Genomic DNA, 20,530 nt, shown 5'->3' on the forward strand with positions numbered 1-20,530 from the left:
GGTCGCCGTTAAAGGCGACCTGGTGGTTATCAGGAGATGCGCTTCTGGCTGCGCAGCAGCGCCAGGCCGCTTAACACCGACATCGCCATCAGATAATACCCCGGCGCCAGACTGGTACCGGTTGCGCTAATCAGCAGCGTACAAATCAGCGGTGCGAAGCCACCAAATACTGTGACCGCCACGTTATAACTGATCGCCATCCCGCTGGCTCGCGTGCCAATCGGGAACAAATCCGCCATCACCGACGGCACGGTTGAGAAGTAGATCGACTTGAGCAGCGCCATCCAGCACACCAGTAGAATCAGCGTAGTTGGCGTGGTGTGTTCAACCACCAGCTTGAATGCCGGATAAATAGTGACGATCAGCAGGATCAATGAGCCCCACATCAGCGGCACGCGCCCCACGCGCTCGGCCCATAGACCCATCATTGGCGTTACCACCGTCAAAATCACGCCCGCCAACAATGTCGCGGTAAACGCCACGCTGCCCGACAGGTGCAGATTTTTGGTGGCATAGGTTGGCACATAGTTGAGCATGTAGTTAACCGCCGTCGAGATCACCATCAAGCCGATAGCCAGTAGCATCAGTTCCTTCTGGCGACCAAACAGGCTCTTCAGCGGCGCCGCTTCCGGTTTGTGCTCAGCAAAGCTCGCTGGCTCATGGACGTGACGTCGAATGTAAATTCCCAGCGGACCAATCAGCAGGCCGAACGCGAACGGAATACGCCAGCCCCAATCCTGAATCTGGCTTTCGGTAAGAATCTGCGTCAATCCCAGACCAAACGCCGACGCCATTAAGGTACTGGCCCCTTGCGTGGCGAACTGCCAGCTGGCAATAAAGGCTTTACGCTCAGGGAAGTGCTCAACCAGGAATGCCGTTGAGCTGCCAAATTCGCCACCGGCAGAAAAACCCTGCACCAGACGCGCCAGCAAAATCAGCAGCGGTGCCATCAGGCCAATGCTGCTATAGCTCGGCATAAAAGTGATGACCGCGCCGCCGAGCATCATCAGGTTAATCGACAGCAGCAGCGCTTTTTTTCGGCCGTGGCGGTCAGCATAGTTGCCCAGCACAATGGCGCCCAGCGGACGAATCAGGAACGATACGCCAAAACTGCCAAAGGTCAGCAACATCGAGACCGACGGATCGCTGGTGGGAAAGAAGGCATGCGCAATGTAACTGGCAAAAAAGCCGTACACGGCAATATCGAACCACTCCAGCGCGTTACCGATACAGGTCGCGAACAGCGTTTTATGAAGGTTCGGTTTGGTCGTATTCAGTGGCATTGCCGTATTCAATGTACTCATTGGCCACCCCCAATGTGCGCCCGATGCTGCGCCACCAGTTCCGTGCCCTGCTCACCGAGATCCCACAGTAGGCGCGTCATGATCTGCAGGCCTTCGCGGGCAATCGATTTCAGCATATGTTCGTTAACACCGTGCTGGCCGCAGGCCGGATACGAGTGCGGCACCCACAAGGTTGGCAAGCCGAGGATGTCAGAGAACACGTCATTGGGCAGTGAACCGCCGAGATTAGGCAGCAGCGCCGGTTTCTTGCCACTGGTTTCTGCCATGCTGCTCAGCACCCAATTGACCAGCGGATCGGTGGGATCGAGCCGGGTCGCTGGCGATCCGCGCATAAACTCCACCTGCACATAGCCAAAACCGTGCTGTTGCAGATGCGCGCGCACATGTTGAGCGAGGTTTTCCCAATCGGTACCGACCACAAAGCGCAGCTGACACACGGCGGTGGCGCTGCCCGGAATGGCATTCATCGGACGCGCCGGATTGCCGGTGAGGAATGACAACACTTCCAGCGTGTTCCAGCCATACAGACGTTCAGTTGGCGTCAATCCTGGCTCGCCCCAGTTGACGTCAATATCGGGATCGCCTGGCATGCCGCCCACCTCGATATCGCCAAGAATGTCGCGCACCTGCGGCGTTAAAGAGTTGGGTTTCAGCGCATCAACCTGCAACACGCCCTGTGCATTAACCAGCGACGCGAGCGCGTTAGCCAACTGCGTCCCCGGATTGCTCAACAACCCGCCCCAATTGCCAGAGTGATAGGCGTTATCACGCGCATTGACGGTCAACCTGAAATTAACCGCACCGCGTGAACCCAGGAACAGCGTGGGGCGGATCGCGTTGAGACGTGGGCCGTCAGAGGCAATAAACAGATCGGCTTGCAACAGATCGCCATGCTGCTGGCACAGCTGCGCCAGTCCTGGTGAGCTAATCTCTTCGCCCATCTCGAACAGCATTTTGCAGTTAAAGCCCAGACTGCCGCCGCGCGCACTAAACACCTGCTCCAATGCCGCCAGATTGACAGAGTGCTGGCCCTTATTATCGGCGCTGCCGCGCGCATACCAGCGATCGTCCTCTTCAACCATCTGCCACGGCGATAAGCCGTCGCGCCAGTTCTCATCATCGCCAAATACCACGTCGCCATGGCCATAGCTGAGCAAGGTGGGCAGCGCCGGATCTTCAATGCGTATCGCCACGAGGAACGGTCGATGAGCGGCTTCCGGGTTGGCGATGAAATGCAACGTGAAGCCAAGCGCAATCAGCTGCGGACCGATTTCATCCTGCAAATAGCGCTGTAATTCGCTGTCACGATCCTCGCGCTGGCTTTCGGTGCGTTGTGCCACGCGACGCGCCAAAATACGCTGAAACTCCCCGCTGTCAAAATAAGCGGTGGCCTGTTGAACCGCCTGTTGTGCTGTCATGTTTGCCCTGTCTTTTATTGTTATGTCGTTAACGCATCTTTGCGGAAACAATGCTTTGCCACAATTATCAATTTATCGAGTAAGATTTGCTTTTAAAGCAAAGCTAACCTGCCCGATTTCGAGGCATGCACCACCATGAGGCATTCGCATGTTAAGCAGTGAAATTCGCTATTTTCTCGCCGTGGCTAATACAGGCTCGCTCAGCGCCGCCAGTGAGCAGCTGTTTGTGGCGGTATCGGCTATCAGTCGGCAAATTCAGCGGCTGGAGAACCACGTTGGCGTACCGTTGTTTGCGCGGCACGCGCGCGGCATGGTGTTGAATGAAGCTGGCGAGATCTTCGCGCATCACGTGCGCAAGAATCTGCTGGATATGGAGTACGCGCTGGCAGAGATTAAGGGACTGAAAGCGGTGCGCCGCACGCTGATCCGCGTGGCCTGTACCGATGGGCTGGCGTTTACCCTCATGCCTCGCTTGATCGCTGATTTTCGCCATGACAATCCGGGTGTGCTGTTTGATGTGAAGGTAGCGAGTACGCAAGGCGTGGCGGAAGCACTGCGCAACGGTGAGTGTGACGTGGCGCTGCAGTTTAGTCTGCACGCTGAACGTGGCGTGGACGTCATGGGTTCGTGGCCAGCACCGGTATTAATCGTCATGCATCAAACGCATCCGTTAGCAACCGCGCCGCAGGTCACGCTCGCCGATTTGAGTCACTATCCGCTGGCCTTACCGCAGCAAAACACCACCGTGCGACAACTGTTTGAGCTGGCCAGTCATATGAATGGCAGCCTGGTTGAACCGGTGATGACCTGCGATACCTTCTCGATGCTGTTTCAATTTCTACTGCGCACGCCGCAGGCAGTGACAATCTGTAGCGCGTTTACCGTGCTGCAAGAGGCTGAAACCCACGGTTTGATCTTGCGCTCGGTGGGCATTGATCAGCTGAGCCAGCGTACGTTGCAGCTACAGACGCAATCAGGGCGGCCTCGCAGTGCCGCCCTGAATGTGTTTCTTACCTATTTGCTGCAGCAGCTGGATGCGCTCGAGGAACCTCTGCGCCAGCGCTGGAAGCCGTAACTCAGTTCTTGATATCCACCGGATAGAAGATGTGTTTACCGAACGGATCAACCTGATAACCACTCACCGATTTGCGCACCGGCTCAAAGATAGTTGAGTGAGCAATCATGACCGCGGGCATTTGGTCATGCATGATCTGCTGGGCTTGCTGATAAAGCGCGACGCGTTTGTCATGATTCTGCTCAGCGCGTGCTTCGGTAATGATCTTCTCAAACGGCTGATAACACCATTTCGACGAGTTGGAACCGCCATTCGCCGAGGTGCAGCTGTAGAGCGGGCCGAAGAAGTTATCCGGATCGCCGGTCGCCGTGGTCCAGCCCATCAGCGCCGCTTGATGTTCGCCGCCTTTCACGCGCTTCAGGTATTCGCCCCACTCATAGCTGACGATATTGGCTTTGATGCCCACTTTGGCCCAGTCCGCCTGAATCATCTCCGCCATACGTCGCGCATTCGGATTATACGGTCGCTGTACCGGCATCGCCCATAGCGCGATTTCGGTGCCGGTCTTAATCCCCGCTTCCTGCAGCAGCGCTTTGGCTTTCTCCGGATCGTAGTCGTAATCTTTCAACGCTTTATCCGCACTCCACACGTCCGGTGGCAGGATGTTTTTTGCCACCGTGCCGGTGCCTTTAAAAATGGCATCGATGATCGCCTGCTTGTTAATGGCCAGCGCCAGCGCCTGACGCACTTTAACGTTATCCAGCGGCGCCTTGGTGGTGTTGAACGACAGGAAGCCGGTATTCAGTCCCGATTTCTGTTCCAGCGTTAAATCTGGATTGGTGCGCATCTTCTCCAGATCGGCCGGATTAGGGAACGGCATAATCTGGCATTCGTTCTTCTCCAGCTTGGCGTAACGCACCGACGCGTCCGGCGTGATGGAGAAGACAATACGATCGAGTTTCGCCTTGCCCTGCCAATATTCCGGGAAGGCTTTGTAGAGGATGCGCGAATCTTTTTGGTACTGCACCAGCTCAAACGGTCCGGTACCGATCGGCTCCATATCGACCTTCTCCGGCGTGCCGGCCTTCAGCATCTGGTCGGCGTATTCTTCCGAATGAATCGACGCAAAATACCAGGCTAAGTCGGCGAGGAAAGGCGCTTCAGCGTGGGCTAAGGTGATGCGTACCGTATGGTCATCGACCTTCTCAATGTGGGTGATCAGCTTCGCCAGTTCGAGGCTTTCGAAGTTGGCGTAGTTACCGCCGGAGACATTGTGGTACGGATTTTTCGCATCCATCTGGCGCATAAATGAGAAAATCACATCATCGGCATTAAAATCGCGCGACGGCTTAAACAGCTTGTTGCTCTGGAATTTCACGCCTTTACGCAGATGGAAGGTATAGACCTTGCCATCCGGGCTGATATCCCAGCTTTCTGCAAGGCTGGGCACCAGTTCGGTGGTGCCGGGGGTGAAATCAACCAAACGATTGAAAATCGGCACCGCGCTGGCATCCACGCTGGTCCCTGACGTGTACAACTGGGGATTAAAGTTCTCCGGCGATCCTTCAGAACAGTAGACCAGCGTTTTTGCTGACACCCCGCCCGCGACCGCCAATCCGATTGCAGTGAGAGTGAGATTTGCCATCATTTTTTTCATCATGATCCTCGCTTTTTATTGACTTCCATGAGCCAGCTTCGTTATTTAGTGTTCATCTGACTAATAAATAACATGATTTAACCATCACGCGTACTACAGACGCCGCAATGCTAATAAGGAATTGTGATGACAGACCAACTTGCCAGCCAATTGACCCAGCGTTTCTATCGTTATCTGGCGGTTTCCAGCCAGAGCGATGCCAAATCAACCACGCTGCCGAGTACGCCGTCCCAACATGCGATGGCGGAGTTACTGGCTAAGGAACTGGGCGAATTGGGATTGCAGGATATTGTGATTGACCAGCACGCCACGGTCACCGCGGTGAAACCCGGTAATCGCCCTGATGCGCCGCGTATCGGCTTTATTACCCACATTGATACCGTTGATGTCGGCCTGTCGCCGGATATCCGCCCACAAACCCTGACGTTCCGCGGTGAAGATCTCTGCCTCAACAGCACGCAAGATATCTGGCTGCGCGTGGCGGAACACCCAGAAATTAAACCCTATCTCGGTCAGGAGATTATCTTTAGCGACGGCACCAGCGTGCTCGGCGCGGACAACAAAGCCGCGGTCACGGTGGTGATGACGCTGCTGGAGAACCTGCGAGGTGATCACGGTGATATCGTGGTGGCGTTTGTGCCTGATGAGGAAATTGGCCTGCGCGGCGCCAAAGCGCTTGATTTGGAGCAGCGCTTTAACGTCGATTTCGCCTGGACAATTGACTGCTGCGAGCTGGGTGAAGTGGTGTATGAAAACTTTAACGCTGCCGCTGCTGAGTTGGTGTTTACCGGTGTGCCCGCGCACCCCATGTCGGGCAAAGGGGTGTTGGTCAATCCGCTGCTGATGGCGCATGACTTCATCTCCCGCTTTGATCGTTTAAAAACCCCTGAGCATACTGAAGGTCGCGAAGGCTATATCTGGTTTAACGATATGCAGGCCAACGCTAGCCGCGCGGTATTAAAAGCCTCGATTCGTGATTTCGATTTGCAGGGTTTTGATGCCAAAAAACAACAATTGGTGGAAGTGGCTGATGAGATTGCCGCGCGTTATCCCACCGGCCACGTAGCGCTCACCATCAACGATACGTACAGCAATATCAGTAATGCGATTGGTGAAGATCGTCGCGCCATTGATTTGATTTTTGCCGCGCTGGAGCAGGTTGGCGTGGAACCCAAAGTGATCCCGATGCGGGGTGGCACCGATGGTGCAGCGCTATCAGCGAAGGGATTACTGACGCCGAATTTCTTCACTGGCGCGCACAATTTCCATTCACGCTTTGAGTTCTTGCCGATTCCATCATTTGTGAAGTCATATCAGGTGGCCGAAGCGTTGTGTTATTTAGCAGCGAAATAAACCAAAAAGGTCGTCATAACTGACGACCTTTTTAATGTTATTTGCTGGCTGAAACATCAATTCCCGGGAAGAACTTCGCCGCCAGTTTAGTGACGGTGCCATCGGTTTGCACCTTGGTGATGGCCGCATCCAGCTCTTGTTTCAGTTTGGCATCGCCTTTACGCAGGCCAAAACCGATCCCGGTGCCGAGAATGGTGTCATCTTCAACCGGCTTGCCCGCAAAGGCGAAACCTTTACCCTGCGGCTTTTCGAGGAAGCCCGATTGACCCGCAGCAGACATCACCAGCGTGCCGTCAAGACGACCGGCGACCATGTCGTTGTAAACCTGGTTTTGATCCTGGTAAGAGGTCACGGTTACGCCCTGCGCTTCCCAGTGCTTCTTAGCATAGGTTTCCTGAATAGAACCCTGCAGCACACCGATGTTTTTGCCTTTCAATGATTCAGCGGTTGGCAACAGCTTCTCGCCCTCTTTCACGATCAGCATGGTCGGAATGCGGTAAATCGGCTTGGTGAAGTCGATGCTTTTCGCACGCGCTTCGGTAATGTTCATTGCGGAGTTGATGGCATCGAATTTTTTCGCCTGCAGCGCCGGAATCAGCGCATCAAAGCTGCTCTCCACCCATTTGCAGTCGAAGTTGCCCACCTGACAAATTGCTTTACCGAGTTCGATATCGAAACCTTCCAGTTCGCCCTGCGCGTTGCGGCTCTCAAATGGCGGATACTGCGATTCCAGACCATAACGTAAGGTTTCCTGCGCCAGCGCGTGCGCCGAGGTCAGCATGCCGAGAGCGACAAACAGTGCGTTCAATTTTTTCATTATATTTACCCCTAAGTTACCCTTTGACCAGGCAGAGCGCTTCTGCACCGGCCTGAAGTGTTGCGTCGTCTTTTGCGAATGACAGGCGAATTAATTTATTGTCAGTACCGTCCATATAAAACGCCGACAACGGAATGGTGGCCACACCGTGATCGACGATGAGACGTTTTACCATTTCGCTATCACTTTCGTCACTGAAATGTCCGTAGCTGGCCAACATAAAGAAGGAACCGGCGCTCGGCAGCAGCTTAAATGGCGAATCCTGCATCAACGTCAGCAGGCGATCGCGTTTCTCCTGATAAAACGGCGACAGCTGCAGATAGTTCTGCGGGTTTTGCAGATAGTGAGCAAACCCCACCTGCATCGGCGTATCGGCCGCGTACATCATGAACTGATGCACTTTAACGATTTCTGCCATTAGCGCCGCCGGCGCCAGCGCATAACCGACGCGCCAGCCGGTGACGTGGAAGGTTTTTCCGAAGGAAGAAACCACCACGCTGCGCTGCGCCAGTTCCGGATGTGTTGCCATACCGCAGTGCTGGCGGCCATCAAACAGAATATGTTCATAGACTTCATCAGACAGCACCACAATGTCGGTGTTGCGCGTTAACGCGGCTAACTGTTCCAGATCGGCGGCTGACAGCACTTGCGCGCTCGGGTTGTGCGGCGTGTTGATGATGATCATGCGGGTACGCGGCGTAATCGTGGCACGCAGTTCGTCCCAATTAATGGCGAAATCAGGCACCTGCAGTTTCAGGCCAATTGGCGTGGCGCCTTGCAGACGCACCACTGGCGCGTAGCTGTCAAAAGCCGGTTCAAAAAAGATCACTTCATCGCCCGCATGAACCAGCGCGGAAATCGCCATATAAAGGCCCTGGCTGGCGCTGCCAGTGATCAACACTTCGCTGCCGGCATCATATTGCAGGCCATACAGCGTGTGGACTTTCTGCGCCAGCGCTTCACGCAGCGCCGGTAAGCCAGTCATCGAGGCGTATTGGTTATGACCGTCACGCATCGCCTGGCTAACCAGCTCAACCAGTTGCGGGTCGCAGGGGAAGTTCGGTGCGCCTTGCGACAGATTGATGGCTTTATGTTGCGCCGACAGCTGGCCGATGACGCTAAAAATCGTCGTGCCGACATCGGGCTGTTTGGAAGAGATGTTTACACTGCTATTCAGGGTCATCGGTGCCTCTTGCGGTTGCATAACCACGTAGCGAAAGTAGATTTCTATTCAACGGTGTGACGCTTGAGTCGACAAGCGAATTGTTGTCATAATAGCCATGATTAAAAATCATAGCTTGAGGTTGTTATGTCCCGCTCTGCTCTGCCGCTCAATGCCATCCACGCGTTTCTGGTGACCGCTCGCCATCTCAACCTGACGCGTGCCGCCAGTGAACTGTGCATCACTCAAGGCGCGGTGAGTCGTAAAATCGCTACGCTGGAGAGCTGGCTGGGCTTCGCGCTGTTTACCCGGCACGCGCGTGGGTTGCATCTTACCGAGCAAGGTGCGGCGCTGCTGCCCGAGCTGCAGCAGGGCTTTACGCTGCTGGTTAATGCCACGGAAAAAGCCAGTCGCAGTAATGCCTCGATTCGCCTGAAGGCGCCAACCTGCGCGATGCGCTGGCTGGTACCGCGATTAGTGGCGCTGGAGCAGCAGCGACCTGACATCCATGTGACGTTAACCACCACGCTTGATCATGGCTCGCAGCTCGACAATTTTGATGCGGCGATTGTATTTGGCCCTTCGCCAGCGGGTTCAATTTGCCTATTTGAAGAGCGTTTAACGCCGGTGATGGCCAGCAGCGTCACGCCACCCAGCCAGATTAGCGAATTAGCAAAGTTTACCTTTCTACATCCCACGCAGGATTCCCGCGACTGGCAGTTGTGGCTGGCTGAACGTGCTGCGGTGCTGCCAATGGCACGTAACCAGCATTTCGCTACCATGGACCTAGCCATTAGCGCAGCGATTCAGGGATTTGGTGTCACGGTGGCGGATGTCACATTGGTCCAGAATGATCTGGCGCATGGGCGACTGATCGCGCCGTTTGCCGCCAGTGTGGTCACCGGCGCAACGTATAGCCTGTTACAGCGAGCGGAAAAAGATGCCCCACCGTTCCTGCCTGAACTGGTGGCGTGGTTATCTGAGGTTTAGAAAGAGACCCATTCGTCAGTTGCGGCTTTTGGCTGCGTGTTACCCGCGCCTGCCAACACCGGACGACGCAGCGCCGTGGCTGCTGGAGAGACAACATTTTTGCTGACGGGCGCGCTGTCTGACAGCCGGAATTTCGCCACCGATGCCTGCAAATCCTGGGTTTGGCGCTCCAGCGCGCTGGCCGCGGCGGAAACTTCCTCAACCAGCGAGGCGTTCTGCTGGGTGACGCTGTCCATCTCGGTAACTGCAGTGCCAACCTGTGAAATGCCTTTGCTCTGCTCTTCCGATGCTGCGGCGATGTGCTTCATAATTTCATTCACATCCTGCACCGATTTAAGAATATCGTGCATGGTGCTGCCCGCGCTGCTCACCAGTTCAGAGCCTTTTTCTACACGCTGTACGGAATCTTCGATCAAGGTGGCGATCTCTTTCGCTGCGCCTGCACTGCGCTGCGCCAGATTGCGCACTTCGCTGGCGACGACGGCAAAACCACGGCCTTGTTCACCGGCGCGCGCGGCTTCAACTGCGGCGTTCAGCGCCAGGATGTTGGTCTGGAATGCGATACTGTTAATCACACTGGTGATTTCGGCTATCTTCTTCGAACTGCCGGAGATGCCTTGCATAGTGGTGACCACTTCACCCACCAGACGACCACCTTGCTGGGCGGTGCCGGTGGCGGTTTCTGCCAGCGTACTGGCCTGACGCGCATTGTCGGCGTTAAATTTCACCGTGGCGGTTAACTGTTCCATGCTGGCCGCCGTTTGCTCCAGCGCGGCCGCCTGCTCTTCGGTGCGCGAAGAGAGATCGTTGTTGCCGGAGGAGATCTCCGCGGCACCGCGATAGATGTTTTCGGTTCCGCTGCGAATCGCACTAACCGCCTCACGCAGGCTGTCCTGCATGGCACGTAGCAGCGGTACCAGTTTACCCACGCAGTTACGTCCAAAATCTTCCACCGGCTGGCTGAGATCGCCTTGCGCAATAATGGCGAAATGGTTGCGAATGCGCTCGAGCGGTTTCACCAGCATCGCCACCAGATAGCGATCGGTAAACAGCAGGATAAACAAACCGATTACCACAGCCACCAAAATGATCACTTTAGTGATGCTGGTGAGCTTATCGACGGTTACGCGCGTCTCATCCAGCTTGCTGCCTGCGGCTTTATTGAAAGCTTCTGCGCTAGCACCAAACGCACGGCTAAGCGGTGGTGTGACGTTATTAGCCTGCGCGCGATAGGCCTCCACGGTGCCCTGCTGCGCCAGTGAAACCTGTGGGGCGATACCTTCATCCAGCAGTTTTTGCCAGTTACCAATCACGTTATCAGCGGTCTCCGCGTCCATCGGGCCTGGCGCCATGGTTTTAAACTGCGCCAGTAGACTTTTCATATTGTCTAGCGCTTGCTGCACCGGTGCAAAAGCATCAGCCGTAACTGTTGCACCTGACGCACGACCTTCCATTACGCGTGAAAGACGCGTAACCACACGAAAATATTGGTCATTTCCTTTACTCAAAACCGTCATTTGATTAACCAGCTGGCGGTCAATCTCGTTGCCCTCGCCGAGGGCGTTTAAGGAGTGGACGCTAAACAGCCCAACGGCGCACCACAGCAGGCAAAACAGCCCTAGAATGGTGAGCAATACGGTGCGGATGGTGAAATTTTTTAAGATACCCATACATAATCCCTTGGTGTGAAACGCGAAGGAGGCCCGATAAAATCGGGCATATTGCGTTTATCGGCATTGGATGGGGAAAATGTAACGGTTTTGTAAGCTAAATAATTGCTTACTGGCGCAGGTGAGCAAAAAGCACTTTGATGATTAATCAGTAAGATAGTCGCGAATTTGGCTTAAAAATTCATTTGCCTAATTGAACCATTAGCAGGCTTATCAAAGCTTCACGTGGCTGCGCATCATTAAACGGAATAACCGCAGCCGTCCACGCATAAATCGCGCCTTCACGATCGCTTGCGCTTTGCCCTGATCGCCTAACGCCAATGTCAGATCTTCCGCCGGTCGCCAGACTGGCCAATTAACCTTTGCGGGTAGGTGCGAGCTGAATTCGCTCGCTTCTCGCGCGAAGGTGACCCAATAGGCACTGACTTCGCTAGCAAATGCTTTATCCTGCGCGCTGTAACTGCGTTCCGCCGCCGGCGTTAGCGTATCGAGCGTGTTAAAGACATAGGGAATTTCATTGCCGTGCCAGGTGCCGTGCGGATAGAGATCGCGCGCGTTTTCAGAGACGTAATCGAACCAATAACGCCATGCGGGCATGCCAATGTTGTGTTGCGCCTGAGCCACGATCAATGGCAATACCGTGAATGCCATATCGCGCGCCACCGCACGTCCTAGCAGCGCATCATCATGAATGTCGTACAGCCACTTCATCAGACGATAACTGACGCGATTCTTGCTGCGCATCTGCCGCAACACCGCTGTGGCATCCACGCCAAAATAGTCCAGCACGCTGGCTTCATCGCTGTTGCTGCCAATCATCAACGGGATGCGATGCTGCTTGCCGGACATGAAGGTATTCAACATCGGTTTCGGCAGTACCGCATCGCCGCTAATTGGCACCGGCCCCAGCGCCAGCGGGCGTTCTAATGGCCAGAATTGATCGGCGGGCAGTTCGCGCAGCTGTTCAGGGCTGGCGTTTTCCGCCAAATCAAAGTGCGCAGCGACTTGCAAACCGATCTGCTGTGCCTGTTTTTGCGGGATATCGGGCAGACTGTACGCGCTCTGCACGATGCCTTTGTGAAACAGCCCTTCTGAGAGCGGGGAGCAACACAGTGACAGCACGCTGCGTGCGCCGGAGGATTCACCAAAAAGTGTGACGTTGTGACGATCGCCACCAAACGCAGGAATGTTGCGCTGAATCCACTGTAAAGCAGCAATTTGATCGAGTAAGGCGAAGTTGTTGATTACCCGACCTGCAGGATATTGCGCATCCAGCGCCGGATGAGAGAAGAAACCGAAGTGACCGAGCCGATAGTTGAGCGTCACCACCACCACGCCTTGTGCCGCCAGTGCTTTACCGCGATAGGGATCGAGATTGCCCGCACCAATGGAAAAACCTCCGCCGTGCAACCACACCATAACCGGTAAGGGCCGCGATGGCTCAACATCCGGGGTCCAGATATTCAGGTAGAGGCAATCTTCACTCATATGTCCCGGATCGCCGCCGCCAGCCGCGATGCAGTAGTGCCGGTTCTGCCAGCTTGCTGCGCCCCATTGAGTGGCATCACGCACATCCTGCCACGGCTGAACCGGCTGCGGCGGTCGCCAGCGTAAAGCGCCAGTGGGTGCTGCTGCGTAGGGTATTCCTTTGAAGACAAAAAGATCTTCGTCCATCATACCTCTGAGTTCACCTTCTGCGGTCATGATCCTCAGACGTCGTTCATTTTTCATCTCGGCTTCCCTGATAATGCATCGTTCCATTATTTGCAGGCCTCGGACGAATGTCCATGTTCTGAAAGCATTTGCAGATTAAGCCGAAACGCGGCGCGATTCTTTGAATAACTCCATCAAATATTTTGGCTAACTGCATTGAGACCATTTGTTTTAAGGTTACACGTTAACCTGGCGCGACGGAGAAACACGATGTTTGGTGGAATTAACCAGATGTTCAACCGGATGTGTGACCACCCGGACTTCGGCAAACTGCTGTTACGCCTGACGTTTGGCGGACTCCTGCTGTTTCATGGGGCGTTCAAGGTGGTGCATGGCGTGGGCTGGATTGCGCATATGCTCGCCGTCAAAGGAATGCCAGGTTTCATCGCTTACGGTGCTTACATCGGGGAAATAGCGGCACCCATAATGGTGATTATCGGCCTGATGACGCGCCCTGCGGCATTCATCATTGCCGTGAATATGCTTGTCGCGACACTGCTGGTAAAAATGGGCACCGTCTGGCATCGCACAGATGTCGGTGCCTGGGCGCTGGAAACAGAGGCGCTTTACCTGCTTGGCGCGCTGGCCATTATGTTTTTAGGTGCTGGGAAGTACACGCTGGTGCGTGATTCGCGCTTGCAATAACGACAAGAAAAACAGCCGGTCTGCTGAAGTGTTACTGCCACTTCACAGGCCGGCTCACACCTTCCCTTTACGCTACGCCACACCGTGCCAAACTGCGCTGCTGCATCTGTTGATACAAAGCCATTTCATCCTGCACCGCTGCGCCTAACGCACTTTCAAAATCCGCCCGACTGGCATTGCCTGCGCTGCGCGTTTGCGTGACATCGCCCAAATTCGACTGGAAAATCCCCGCGGCGCTGACCGGCAAAAAATCCTCGTAAACGATCGGTTCGGCGGTTAATCGCCCTTCTGCCAGTAACTGCGTGACGCTTTCGCCCGCGCGAGGCGGCAAATGTTCACCTTTATCAGTCAGGCGATAGCGGAACCACGCCAGCTCCTGCTCACGCAACGTCTCTTCGTCGTCAGGGAACTCACCGAATACCGCACTGAGATGTTGCTGGTGATGCTGATTATCACTGCCGGTTCCGGCTTCGGCCAACAGTCGATCGTAGCGTTCACGCCCTTTCGGCGTCAGCGCTGCGCCGCGTTGCTCAATCTCACCAAAGCGCGCGGTGTGCGTGCCCGGCGTGCCATCGTTAAAATGCACCGCTTCTTCTAATGCTTTGAAACTGGTCTGACGCAGCAGAATGGGCACCTTACGCTGCGGCGGGCCTTCAATCAGGGTTTTGGGATCGATGCCGCGTGAAGGCATCAGCGATTGCACCCGGTCAATATCCAGCGTGCGCGGCGTCAAATGGTTAATGTGGCAACCGCGAAAACACACCACATCGGCTATCAGACGATGCTGCTGGCTCAGTGCGCGATAGGTGGCGCTGTCTACGGTGGTGTGCGCATGCCAGCGGAACGTTTCTAGCGCCTCCTGCACGAAAGTGGCGGCATCTACAGCGTTTAAGCCGCCTTGCTCTTGATATTTAGCGATTAATGCGCGGCAACCCGGTGTAAAGATATCGCGCGCGGCGAGAATCGCAGCGGCCTTCTCGCGCAGCGCCGTATCATCGATCAGTTCAAGGCGCAGTAGAGAGGTGAATACGCGGAACGGATTGATGCGCAAAGCGCGGTCGTTGATGGGACGAAACGCCGTGGAGTGCACCGGTACTCCCGCTTGCGACAGATCGTAATAGCCCACCGCTTCCATGCCCATGACGGCAAACATCTGGCGTAACGTGCTGAGTTCATCGGCCTTGCCGACGCGAATGGCGCCGTGCCGCTCGACGCTCAGGCGACTTAGCTCATCTGCCGCTGAGAGACGATTTTTTAACTCGGGATTGGCTTCCAGCGTACGTTCATTAACGGCGGTAACCAGCTGCGTCAGCGTGCCATATTGCGGCACTTCCTGCTGATACATCGCCGACATCGCCTGAGAGAACAGCGTACGAATCGCATCACTGCTGAGAAAATTTGGCATTATCATCACCTTGGGCTAACGGGTTGTTGCTACTGTAGATCAACCCTTTTGCCGCGGGTAACAATTTCGCGGAACTGTGATCGCCTTGTCACTCAGCGAGGTTTGACGGGTCACCAAAGCGGCATTTCAGCACCAGCATGAGGGTGGTTAATACGGCAGGAATGGCCAGCAGCAGGAAGATTTGACTGAATGACCAGCCGAGCGTTAATAGTTCTGCCCCCACAAATGCACTGAGGATGGCACCGATGCGCCCTACGCCATGCATCCAGCTGGAACCCGTTGCTCGCGCATGTGTAGGATAATAACTCGCAGAGAGCGCATTCATACCGGTATTGGCACCGTTGAAGCAGAAGCCGCTGAAGAAAGCGATGGCGCTCATTAGGCCGACCTGCGCAGGTGAAAAACCGAGTGCCACAATGGCAATGCCGCCGCAGAAGTAAATCAGCGCCAGCGCCAGATTGGCGTTGATGCGATCCATCAGCCAACCGGCAAACAGCGAGCCAATTGTGCCGCCGGCTTGGTACATCGCCGTGACAATCGCCGCTTCTGTCACCGACATGCCCAGCGTGCTGATCAGCGAAGGCATCCAGCTGCCAATCAAATAGACCAGGAACAGCCCCATAAAGTAGCCGCCCCACAGCATCAAACTACCGAACAAATAGCGGCGCGACACCACCGTCGCAACAGAACCTTTGCGAGCGGTGGGCAGCTCAGTACTTTGATAATGGCTACCCGGCTGCACGCTGCCCGGCAACATCTGCTCGAGGATGGCATGAATACGTGCGGCGGGCGCGTGGCGGCTAATCAGAAAACGTACCGATTCAGGTAAGCCGCGCACGAGAAATGGCAGCACCAGCAGCGGCAATACGCCGCCCATCAGCATTACAGAGTGCCAGTCATAGCGCGGTAGCAGCCAGGAAGCGGCAAAACCGCCTGTGGCGGCGCCGAACGTAAAGCCACAGAATACGACAGTAATAATGAAAGAGCGGCGGCGTTCCGGCGCATATTCGGCCACCAACGTGCCAACGTTGGGCATGGCTGCACCGAGCCCTAAACCGGTAAGAAAACGGAAAAGCATCATCTGTTCAATGTTCTGCGCCATCGCTGTTGCCAGCGTCCAGAGGCCAAAAAACAGCACGCTGATGAGGATCATCACGCGGCGACCGTAACGATCGGCCAGCGGTCCGGCAACTATCGCTCCCAGCGCCAGCCCAATCAGTGCGGCGCTGATCACCATGCCGAGTTGATGATTAGTGACGCCCCAACTGGCTTTCAGCGTGGGCGCAATAAAACCCATCAGTGCAATGTCCATGCCGTCCAGCGCAACAACCACGAAGCACAGCGCGATTAAGCGCTTCTGCCAGCTGCTAAGCGCACTCTTATTGATAAGCTGGCGAACGTCTACTGCTTCAACGCTGGTCACGTAACGACTCCTGCACTTTTAACCGTTTAGGGCATCAGTTTTAGTAAAAAAAACGGCGCTTATCATAGCTCATCGTTAACAATAACTGGCAGGTTTTTTGATTGTAATTGAGAACTATTCAACTTTTAGCATCTTAAGCAGTTGATTCTTATAACTGTGAAGACACGACAAACAATGTTGTTTTCAGCATTACCAATCAATACAGCGTGTTAGCCACAAACGTAGCATTGCCGCGATTTTGTTAATATAATTTTGCAGGCAAGTTAACATAATTCATGTTTTCCCATTGCCGCCACTCGGCGCAACTCATTATGTTGAGCGTATGGACAAAAATATCCTTTTCAATCAGCGCATTCGCTTGCGTCATTTACATACCTTTGTGGCGGTGGCGCAGCAAGGCACGTTAGGCCGTGCCGCAGAAACACTCAATCTGAGCCAGCCTGCCCTGTCGAAGACGCTTAATGAACTGGAGGAGCTGGCGGGCGCACGGCTGTTTGAGCGCGGACGGCTTGGCGCACAACTCACTACGCTGGGCGAACAGTTCCTGATTCATGCGGTGAAAGTGCTGGATGCCCTCAATCATGCTGGTCAGAGCTTTAACGCAGTGCAGCCGGGACGACCGGTGGTCATTCGACTCGGTGCGCTGACTACGGCTGCGATGGGCATGCTGCCGCAAATTCTCGATCGCTTCCATGAGCAACAACCCAATACCACGGTGCAGGTCGCCACGCTGCACAACAACGTGCTGTTGGCCGGTTTACGTGCGGGGGAATTTGATGTCGGGATTGGGCGCATGGCGGACAGCGACATGATGGCCGGATTGACCTATGAATTGTTGTTTCTCGAATCACTTAAACTGGTGGTGCGTCCCGACCACCCACTATTAAGTGACAACGTCATGTTGTCGCGCGCGATGCAGTGGCCGGTGGTGATTTCGCCGGAAGGCACCGCACCGCGCCGCATTGCGCAGCACATGCTGGATGAACAAGGTTGTTCGTTACCGGCAAATTGCATCGAAACCTCGTCAACATCGTTGGCACGTCAGCTGGCACTGCGCTACGACTATGTGTGGTTCGTGCCTTCTGGCGCCATTAAGGAAGATTTGAATCACGATGCGTTGTGCGCGCTGCCGATTGCCTCGCCGGGCCCCGGCGAGCCGGTTGGCATTATTACCCGCAGCGGTAGCCCGTTAAGTCTGAGCGCCGAAGTTTTGATGGCGACTATTCGAAAATTCCACAGTTAGCGACTGTGCTTAGCATGACGTTCACGGTTTTCGAGGCGCGCCTGTTCGGTTTTACGCAGGCCAACATAGAGCGCGCCAGAGCCGCCGTCTTTCGGTTGCGCGGTACAAAAAGTCTGAACCTGTTCAAACTCCTGCAGCCAGCGCGCCACGTAGCTGCGCACAATATTGGCATGCGACTCATCGTCGCGTCCTTTGCCGTGAATAATCAGTAAATTGCGCAATCCATGTTTGGTAGCCTGCTGCATAAAGCTAAATAGCGCCTGACGACAAGTCTCTACGGGTTGACGCAGCAAATTGAGGCTGGCTTCGGGCGGATATTTACCCAAACGAAGTTTATCCAGCACGCCCTGCTGAACGCCATCGACCTTATGTTCCAGCGCCGTGCTCAGCGGAATGATGTCGAGAAAACCACGCGTAAGATAATTTTCCTGCTCATCACTTTCCTGCGGCAAGCGCAACGCTTTGGGCGAAGGCGCAGGCAGCCACTGGGTGTTAGCGCAATTTTTTAAGGGGGTTACGTCACCCATGGCATCACGGAAAAGGTTTTCATCATCAAGGTTCATGGTGTTTCCTCTCGCCTGGTGTTTGCCTAAGCGTCCTTTTCGACGCTGAAGCAAAATAGTAGCAAAGGATTATTGGCAAAACATCTGTCACTTTTTGCGCTGAAATAAGTCGTAAGGAGCTGTAAACCTGGCAACAAAACGTTCCAGATCAATAAATGCCCCTTCGTTAATTCGTCGCAGACCGCGTAATACCTGACATTTGTGGGGTTTTAAGGACATTTACTGCTCGGATGAGTTCACTTCGTCGGGAAAAATGTTAAAATTGACCGCAGTCAATAATCATCGAGCGTAACTATATGATCCAGGAAAAACGCAGCATACGACGTATTCAGTCTGGCGGTTGTGCCATCCATTGCCAGGATTGCAGCATCAGTCAATTGTGTATTCCCTTCACGCTGAACGAGCACGAACTGGATCAGCTTGATAACATCATTGAGCGCAAAAAGCCGATCCAGAAAGGCCAGACGCTGTTCAAAGCCGGTGATGAACTGAAATCCCTTTACGCTATCCGCTCCGGCACCATCAAAAGCTATACCATCACTGAGCAAGGCGACGAGCAAATTACCGGCTTCCACCTGGCAGGTGATTTGGTCGGTTTTGACGCGATTGTGGGGGCAAAACATCCTAGCTTTGCCCAGGCGCTGGAAACCGCAATGGTGTGCGAGATTCCGTTTGAAACGCTTGACGATCTCTCCGGTAAAATGCCCGCGCTGCGCCAGCAGATGATGCGTTTAATGAGCGGCGAAATTAAAGGCGATCAGGATATGATTTTGCTGCTGTCGAAGAAAAATGCTGAAGAGCGTTTGGCGGCGTTTGTCTGGAATCTGTCGCGTCGTTTCGGCCAGCGCGGTTTCTCGCAGCGTGAATTCCGTCTGACCATGACGCGTGGCGACATTGGTAACTATTTGGGACTAACCGTAGAAACGATTAGCCGTTTGCTGGGCCGCTTCCAGAAAAGTGGCATGTTGGCGGTTAAAGGCAAATATATCACCATCGAGAACCATGCTCTGCTGGCAGAATTAGCTGGCCAGACCGAACAAGCCGCGTAATTCTTTGCCGGGTTGATAAAAGTTATTTTATTGATCCGGCAACAACTTTTCCCCTTCTGCCCTGTCCAAACTTAGGCTATCTTTATTCCAACTTGCTTTGGTTTTAGGAGATCGGCTTATGTCCCGGTACCAAAATATTCTGGTGGCTATTGATGCCCAGCAGGACGATCAGCCTGCGCTGCGGCGTGCGGTTTATCTCAATCAACGTATCGGCGGAAAAATCAAAGCTTTCCTGCCTATCTACGACTTCTCATATGAAATGACCACGCTGTTGTCGCCCGATGAGCGCTCCAACATGCGTAAAGGCGTAATCAGCCAACGTACCGAATGGATCCGCCAGCAAGCACAGGCGTATATTGAAGCCGGCGTTGAGATTGAAATCAAAGTGGTTTGGCATAATCGGCCATATGAAGCCATCATCCAGGAAATTCTGGCGCATCAGCATGATTTAGTGTTGAAAATGGCGCACCAGCACGATCGTCTGGAAGCGGTGATATTCACCCCGACGGATTGGCATCTGCTGCGTAAATGCCCTTGTCCGGTCTGGATGGTGAAAGATCAGGCCTGGCCTGAAGGCGGCAAAGCGGTGGTTGCGGTCAATTTAGCCAGCGAGGAGCCGCACCATGATGAACTTAATCAGAAGCTGATTCGTGAAACCACGCTGCTGGCTGAAATGGTAAATCACACCGAAGTCCATTTAGTCGGCGCTTATCCTATTACGCCCATCAACATCGCTATTGAACTTCCCGACTTTGATCCTAGCGTTTACAACGACGCGATTCGCGGCCAACATTTAGTGGCGATGAAAGCGCTGCGTCAGAAATTCTCCATCAGCGAAGAGTTCACCCATGTGGCGAAAGGTTTGCCAGAGGAAGTGATTCCAGATATCTCCTCGCATCTGGATGCCGGGATTGTGGTGCTTGGCACCATCGGTCGTACCGGTCTGTCAGCGGCGTTCCTCGGTAACACCGCGGAACAGGTGATTGACCATTTACGTTGTGATTTGCTGGCGATCAAGCCGGATGATTTCAAATCGCCGATTGAATATGATGACGAAGAAGATGAAGACGATTGATTAAAAAAGGGCGGCTCGCAATGGCCGC

The 20,530-nt window shown here is 54.4% G+C and carries 17 protein-coding genes; 7 read left to right on the forward strand and 10 right to left on the reverse strand.

Annotation, left to right across the window (positions count from 1 at the left end):
* Window positions 1-29: 29 nt before the first annotated feature.
* Both AC6I8K_RS09690 and AC6I8K_RS09695 read right to left on the reverse strand, forming a co-directional pair.
* Window positions 30-1,304, reverse strand: coding sequence for an MFS transporter (locus tag AC6I8K_RS09690; protein WP_064738739.1), 1,275 nt, complete (start codon window positions 1,302-1,304; stop codon window positions 30-32).
* Window positions 1,301-2,722: a M20 family metallopeptidase gene (locus AC6I8K_RS09695; RefSeq protein ID WP_497826628.1), complete on the reverse strand. Its 1,422-nt coding sequence runs from the start codon at window positions 2,720-2,722 to the stop codon at window positions 1,301-1,303. Before AC6I8K_RS09695 ends, AC6I8K_RS09690 begins: the two co-directional genes overlap by 4 nt.
* 148 nt (window positions 2,723-2,870) lie before the next feature.
* Here AC6I8K_RS09695 and AC6I8K_RS09700 point away from each other — a divergent pair, with 148 nt between their 5' ends.
* Entirely contained in the window at window positions 2,871-3,797 is a 927-nt protein-coding gene (locus tag AC6I8K_RS09700; RefSeq protein WP_497826629.1) for a LysR family transcriptional regulator, read from the forward strand.
* A gap of 1 nt (window position 3,798) precedes the next feature.
* Here the strand turns inward: AC6I8K_RS09700 and AC6I8K_RS09705 are convergent, their stop codons facing one another.
* Complete coding sequence (locus AC6I8K_RS09705; protein WP_497827238.1) at window positions 3,799-5,394, reverse strand: ABC transporter substrate-binding protein; 1,596 nt, start codon at window positions 5,392-5,394, stop codon at window positions 3,799-3,801.
* Window positions 5,395-5,520: 126 nt separating this feature from the next.
* Here AC6I8K_RS09705 and pepT point away from each other — a divergent pair, with 126 nt between their 5' ends.
* The gene (gene pepT, locus AC6I8K_RS09710; RefSeq protein ID WP_483817435.1) at window positions 5,521-6,747 is read left to right on the forward strand and encodes a peptidase T; all 1,227 of its coding nucleotides are present in this window, start codon (window positions 5,521-5,523) and stop codon (window positions 6,745-6,747) included.
* Window positions 6,748-6,784: 37 nt separating this feature from the next.
* Here the strand turns inward: pepT and AC6I8K_RS09715 are convergent, their stop codons facing one another.
* Both AC6I8K_RS09715 and AC6I8K_RS09720 read right to left on the reverse strand, forming a co-directional pair.
* Window positions 6,785-7,564 carry a transporter substrate-binding domain-containing protein gene (locus tag AC6I8K_RS09715; protein ID WP_497826630.1) on the reverse strand — a complete coding sequence of 260 codons (780 nt, stop codon included), beginning with the start codon at window positions 7,562-7,564 and terminating at the stop codon, window positions 6,785-6,787.
* Between the two features lie 16 nt (window positions 7,565-7,580).
* The gene (locus AC6I8K_RS09720; protein ID WP_497826631.1) at window positions 7,581-8,747 is read right to left on the reverse strand and encodes a methionine aminotransferase; all 1,167 of its coding nucleotides are present in this window, start codon (window positions 8,745-8,747) and stop codon (window positions 7,581-7,583) included.
* A gap of 126 nt (window positions 8,748-8,873) precedes the next feature.
* On the opposite strand from AC6I8K_RS09720, the gene AC6I8K_RS09725 reads away from it, so the two are divergent.
* Window positions 8,874-9,716: a LysR substrate-binding domain-containing protein gene (locus AC6I8K_RS09725; RefSeq protein WP_497826632.1), complete on the forward strand. Its 843-nt coding sequence runs from the start codon at window positions 8,874-8,876 to the stop codon at window positions 9,714-9,716.
* Here AC6I8K_RS09725 and AC6I8K_RS09730 read toward each other — a convergent pair.
* On the reverse strand, window positions 9,713-11,386 hold the full coding sequence (locus AC6I8K_RS09730; protein ID WP_483817438.1) for a methyl-accepting chemotaxis protein: 1,674 nt from the start codon (window positions 11,384-11,386) through the stop codon (window positions 9,713-9,715). The two genes, AC6I8K_RS09725 and AC6I8K_RS09730, sit on opposite strands and share 4 nt — an antisense overlap.
* Before the next feature lie 213 nt (window positions 11,387-11,599).
* On the reverse strand, window positions 11,600-13,117 hold the full coding sequence (locus AC6I8K_RS09735; RefSeq protein WP_497826633.1) for a carboxylesterase/lipase family protein: 1,518 nt from the start codon (window positions 13,115-13,117) through the stop codon (window positions 11,600-11,602).
* A 192-nt stretch (window positions 13,118-13,309) separates the two neighbouring features.
* Here AC6I8K_RS09735 and AC6I8K_RS09740 point away from each other — a divergent pair, with 192 nt between their 5' ends.
* On the forward strand, window positions 13,310-13,744 hold the full coding sequence (locus AC6I8K_RS09740) for a DoxX family protein (RefSeq protein ID WP_497826634.1): 435 nt from the start codon (window positions 13,310-13,312) through the stop codon (window positions 13,742-13,744).
* Window positions 13,745-13,811: 67 nt separating this feature from the next.
* Here the strand turns inward: AC6I8K_RS09740 and hglS are convergent, their stop codons facing one another.
* Together hglS and AC6I8K_RS09750 are read right to left on the reverse strand one after the other, a co-directional pair.
* Window positions 13,812-15,149 (reverse strand): 2-oxoadipate dioxygenase/decarboxylase HglS, encoded by a 1,338-nt coding sequence (hglS, locus tag AC6I8K_RS09745; RefSeq protein ID WP_497826635.1) that lies wholly within the window; start codon window positions 15,147-15,149, stop codon window positions 13,812-13,814.
* A gap of 88 nt (window positions 15,150-15,237) precedes the next feature.
* Complete coding sequence (locus tag AC6I8K_RS09750; protein WP_497826636.1) at window positions 15,238-16,572, reverse strand: MFS transporter; 1,335 nt, start codon at window positions 16,570-16,572, stop codon at window positions 15,238-15,240.
* A 322-nt stretch (window positions 16,573-16,894) separates the two neighbouring features.
* Here AC6I8K_RS09750 and AC6I8K_RS09755 point away from each other — a divergent pair, with 322 nt between their 5' ends.
* A complete protein-coding gene (locus tag AC6I8K_RS09755) occupies window positions 16,895-17,815 on the forward strand; it encodes a LysR substrate-binding domain-containing protein (protein ID WP_483817443.1) in 921 nt (306 codons plus the stop codon).
* Here AC6I8K_RS09755 and smrA read toward each other — a convergent pair.
* Window positions 17,812-18,378: a DNA endonuclease SmrA gene (smrA, locus tag AC6I8K_RS09760; protein WP_483817444.1), complete on the reverse strand. Its 567-nt coding sequence runs from the start codon at window positions 18,376-18,378 to the stop codon at window positions 17,812-17,814. The two genes, AC6I8K_RS09755 and smrA, sit on opposite strands and share 4 nt — an antisense overlap.
* Window positions 18,379-18,674: 296 nt before the next feature.
* On the opposite strand from smrA, the gene fnr reads away from it, so the two are divergent.
* Window positions 18,675-19,427 carry a fumarate/nitrate reduction transcriptional regulator Fnr gene (fnr, locus tag AC6I8K_RS09765; protein WP_008106391.1) on the forward strand — a complete coding sequence of 251 codons (753 nt, stop codon included), beginning with the start codon at window positions 18,675-18,677 and terminating at the stop codon, window positions 19,425-19,427.
* A 118-nt stretch (window positions 19,428-19,545) separates the two neighbouring features.
* Window positions 19,546-20,502, forward strand: coding sequence for a universal stress protein UspE (gene uspE, locus AC6I8K_RS09770; RefSeq protein ID WP_497826637.1), 957 nt, complete (start codon window positions 19,546-19,548; stop codon window positions 20,500-20,502).
* Window positions 20,503-20,530: the final 28 nt, after the last annotated feature.

This window comes from Pantoea sp. X-Soil-ISGK-421, from assembly GCF_059730785.1.

Bases quoted from the DNA above. Each gene is read 5' to 3' on its own strand.
- AC6I8K_RS09690 (WP_064738739.1), bottom strand. From the start codon at position 1,304: ATGAGTACATTGAATACGGCAATGCCACTGAATACGACCAAACCGAAC.
- AC6I8K_RS09695 (WP_497826628.1), bottom strand. From the start codon at position 2,722: ATGACAGCACAACAGGCGGTTCAACAGGCCACCGCTTATTTTGACAGC.
- AC6I8K_RS09700 (WP_497826629.1), top strand. From the start codon at position 2,871: ATGTTAAGCAGTGAAATTCGCTATTTTCTCGCCGTGGCTAATACAGGC.
- AC6I8K_RS09705 (WP_497827238.1), bottom strand. From the start codon at position 5,394: ATGAAAAAAATGATGGCAAATCTCACTCTCACTGCAATCGGATTGGCG.
- pepT (WP_483817435.1), top strand. From the start codon at position 5,521: ATGACAGACCAACTTGCCAGCCAATTGACCCAGCGTTTCTATCGTTAT.
- AC6I8K_RS09715 (WP_497826630.1), bottom strand. From the start codon at position 7,564: ATGAAAAAATTGAACGCACTGTTTGTCGCTCTCGGCATGCTGACCTCG.
- AC6I8K_RS09720 (WP_497826631.1), bottom strand. From the start codon at position 8,747: ATGACCCTGAATAGCAGTGTAAACATCTCTTCCAAACAGCCCGATGTC.
- AC6I8K_RS09725 (WP_497826632.1), top strand. From the start codon at position 8,874: ATGTCCCGCTCTGCTCTGCCGCTCAATGCCATCCACGCGTTTCTGGTG.
- AC6I8K_RS09730 (WP_483817438.1), bottom strand. From the start codon at position 11,386: ATGGGTATCTTAAAAAATTTCACCATCCGCACCGTATTGCTCACCATT.
- AC6I8K_RS09735 (WP_497826633.1), bottom strand. From the start codon at position 13,117: ATGAAAAATGAACGACGTCTGAGGATCATGACCGCAGAAGGTGAACTC.
- AC6I8K_RS09740 (WP_497826634.1), top strand. From the start codon at position 13,310: ATGTTTGGTGGAATTAACCAGATGTTCAACCGGATGTGTGACCACCCG.
- hglS (WP_497826635.1), bottom strand. From the start codon at position 15,149: ATGCCAAATTTTCTCAGCAGTGATGCGATTCGTACGCTGTTCTCTCAG.
- AC6I8K_RS09755 (WP_483817443.1), top strand. From the start codon at position 16,895: ATGGACAAAAATATCCTTTTCAATCAGCGCATTCGCTTGCGTCATTTA.
- smrA (WP_483817444.1), bottom strand. From the start codon at position 18,378: ATGAACCTTGATGATGAAAACCTTTTCCGTGATGCCATGGGTGACGTA.
- fnr (WP_008106391.1), top strand. From the start codon at position 18,675: ATGATCCAGGAAAAACGCAGCATACGACGTATTCAGTCTGGCGGTTGT.
- uspE (WP_497826637.1), top strand. From the start codon at position 19,546: ATGTCCCGGTACCAAAATATTCTGGTGGCTATTGATGCCCAGCAGGAC.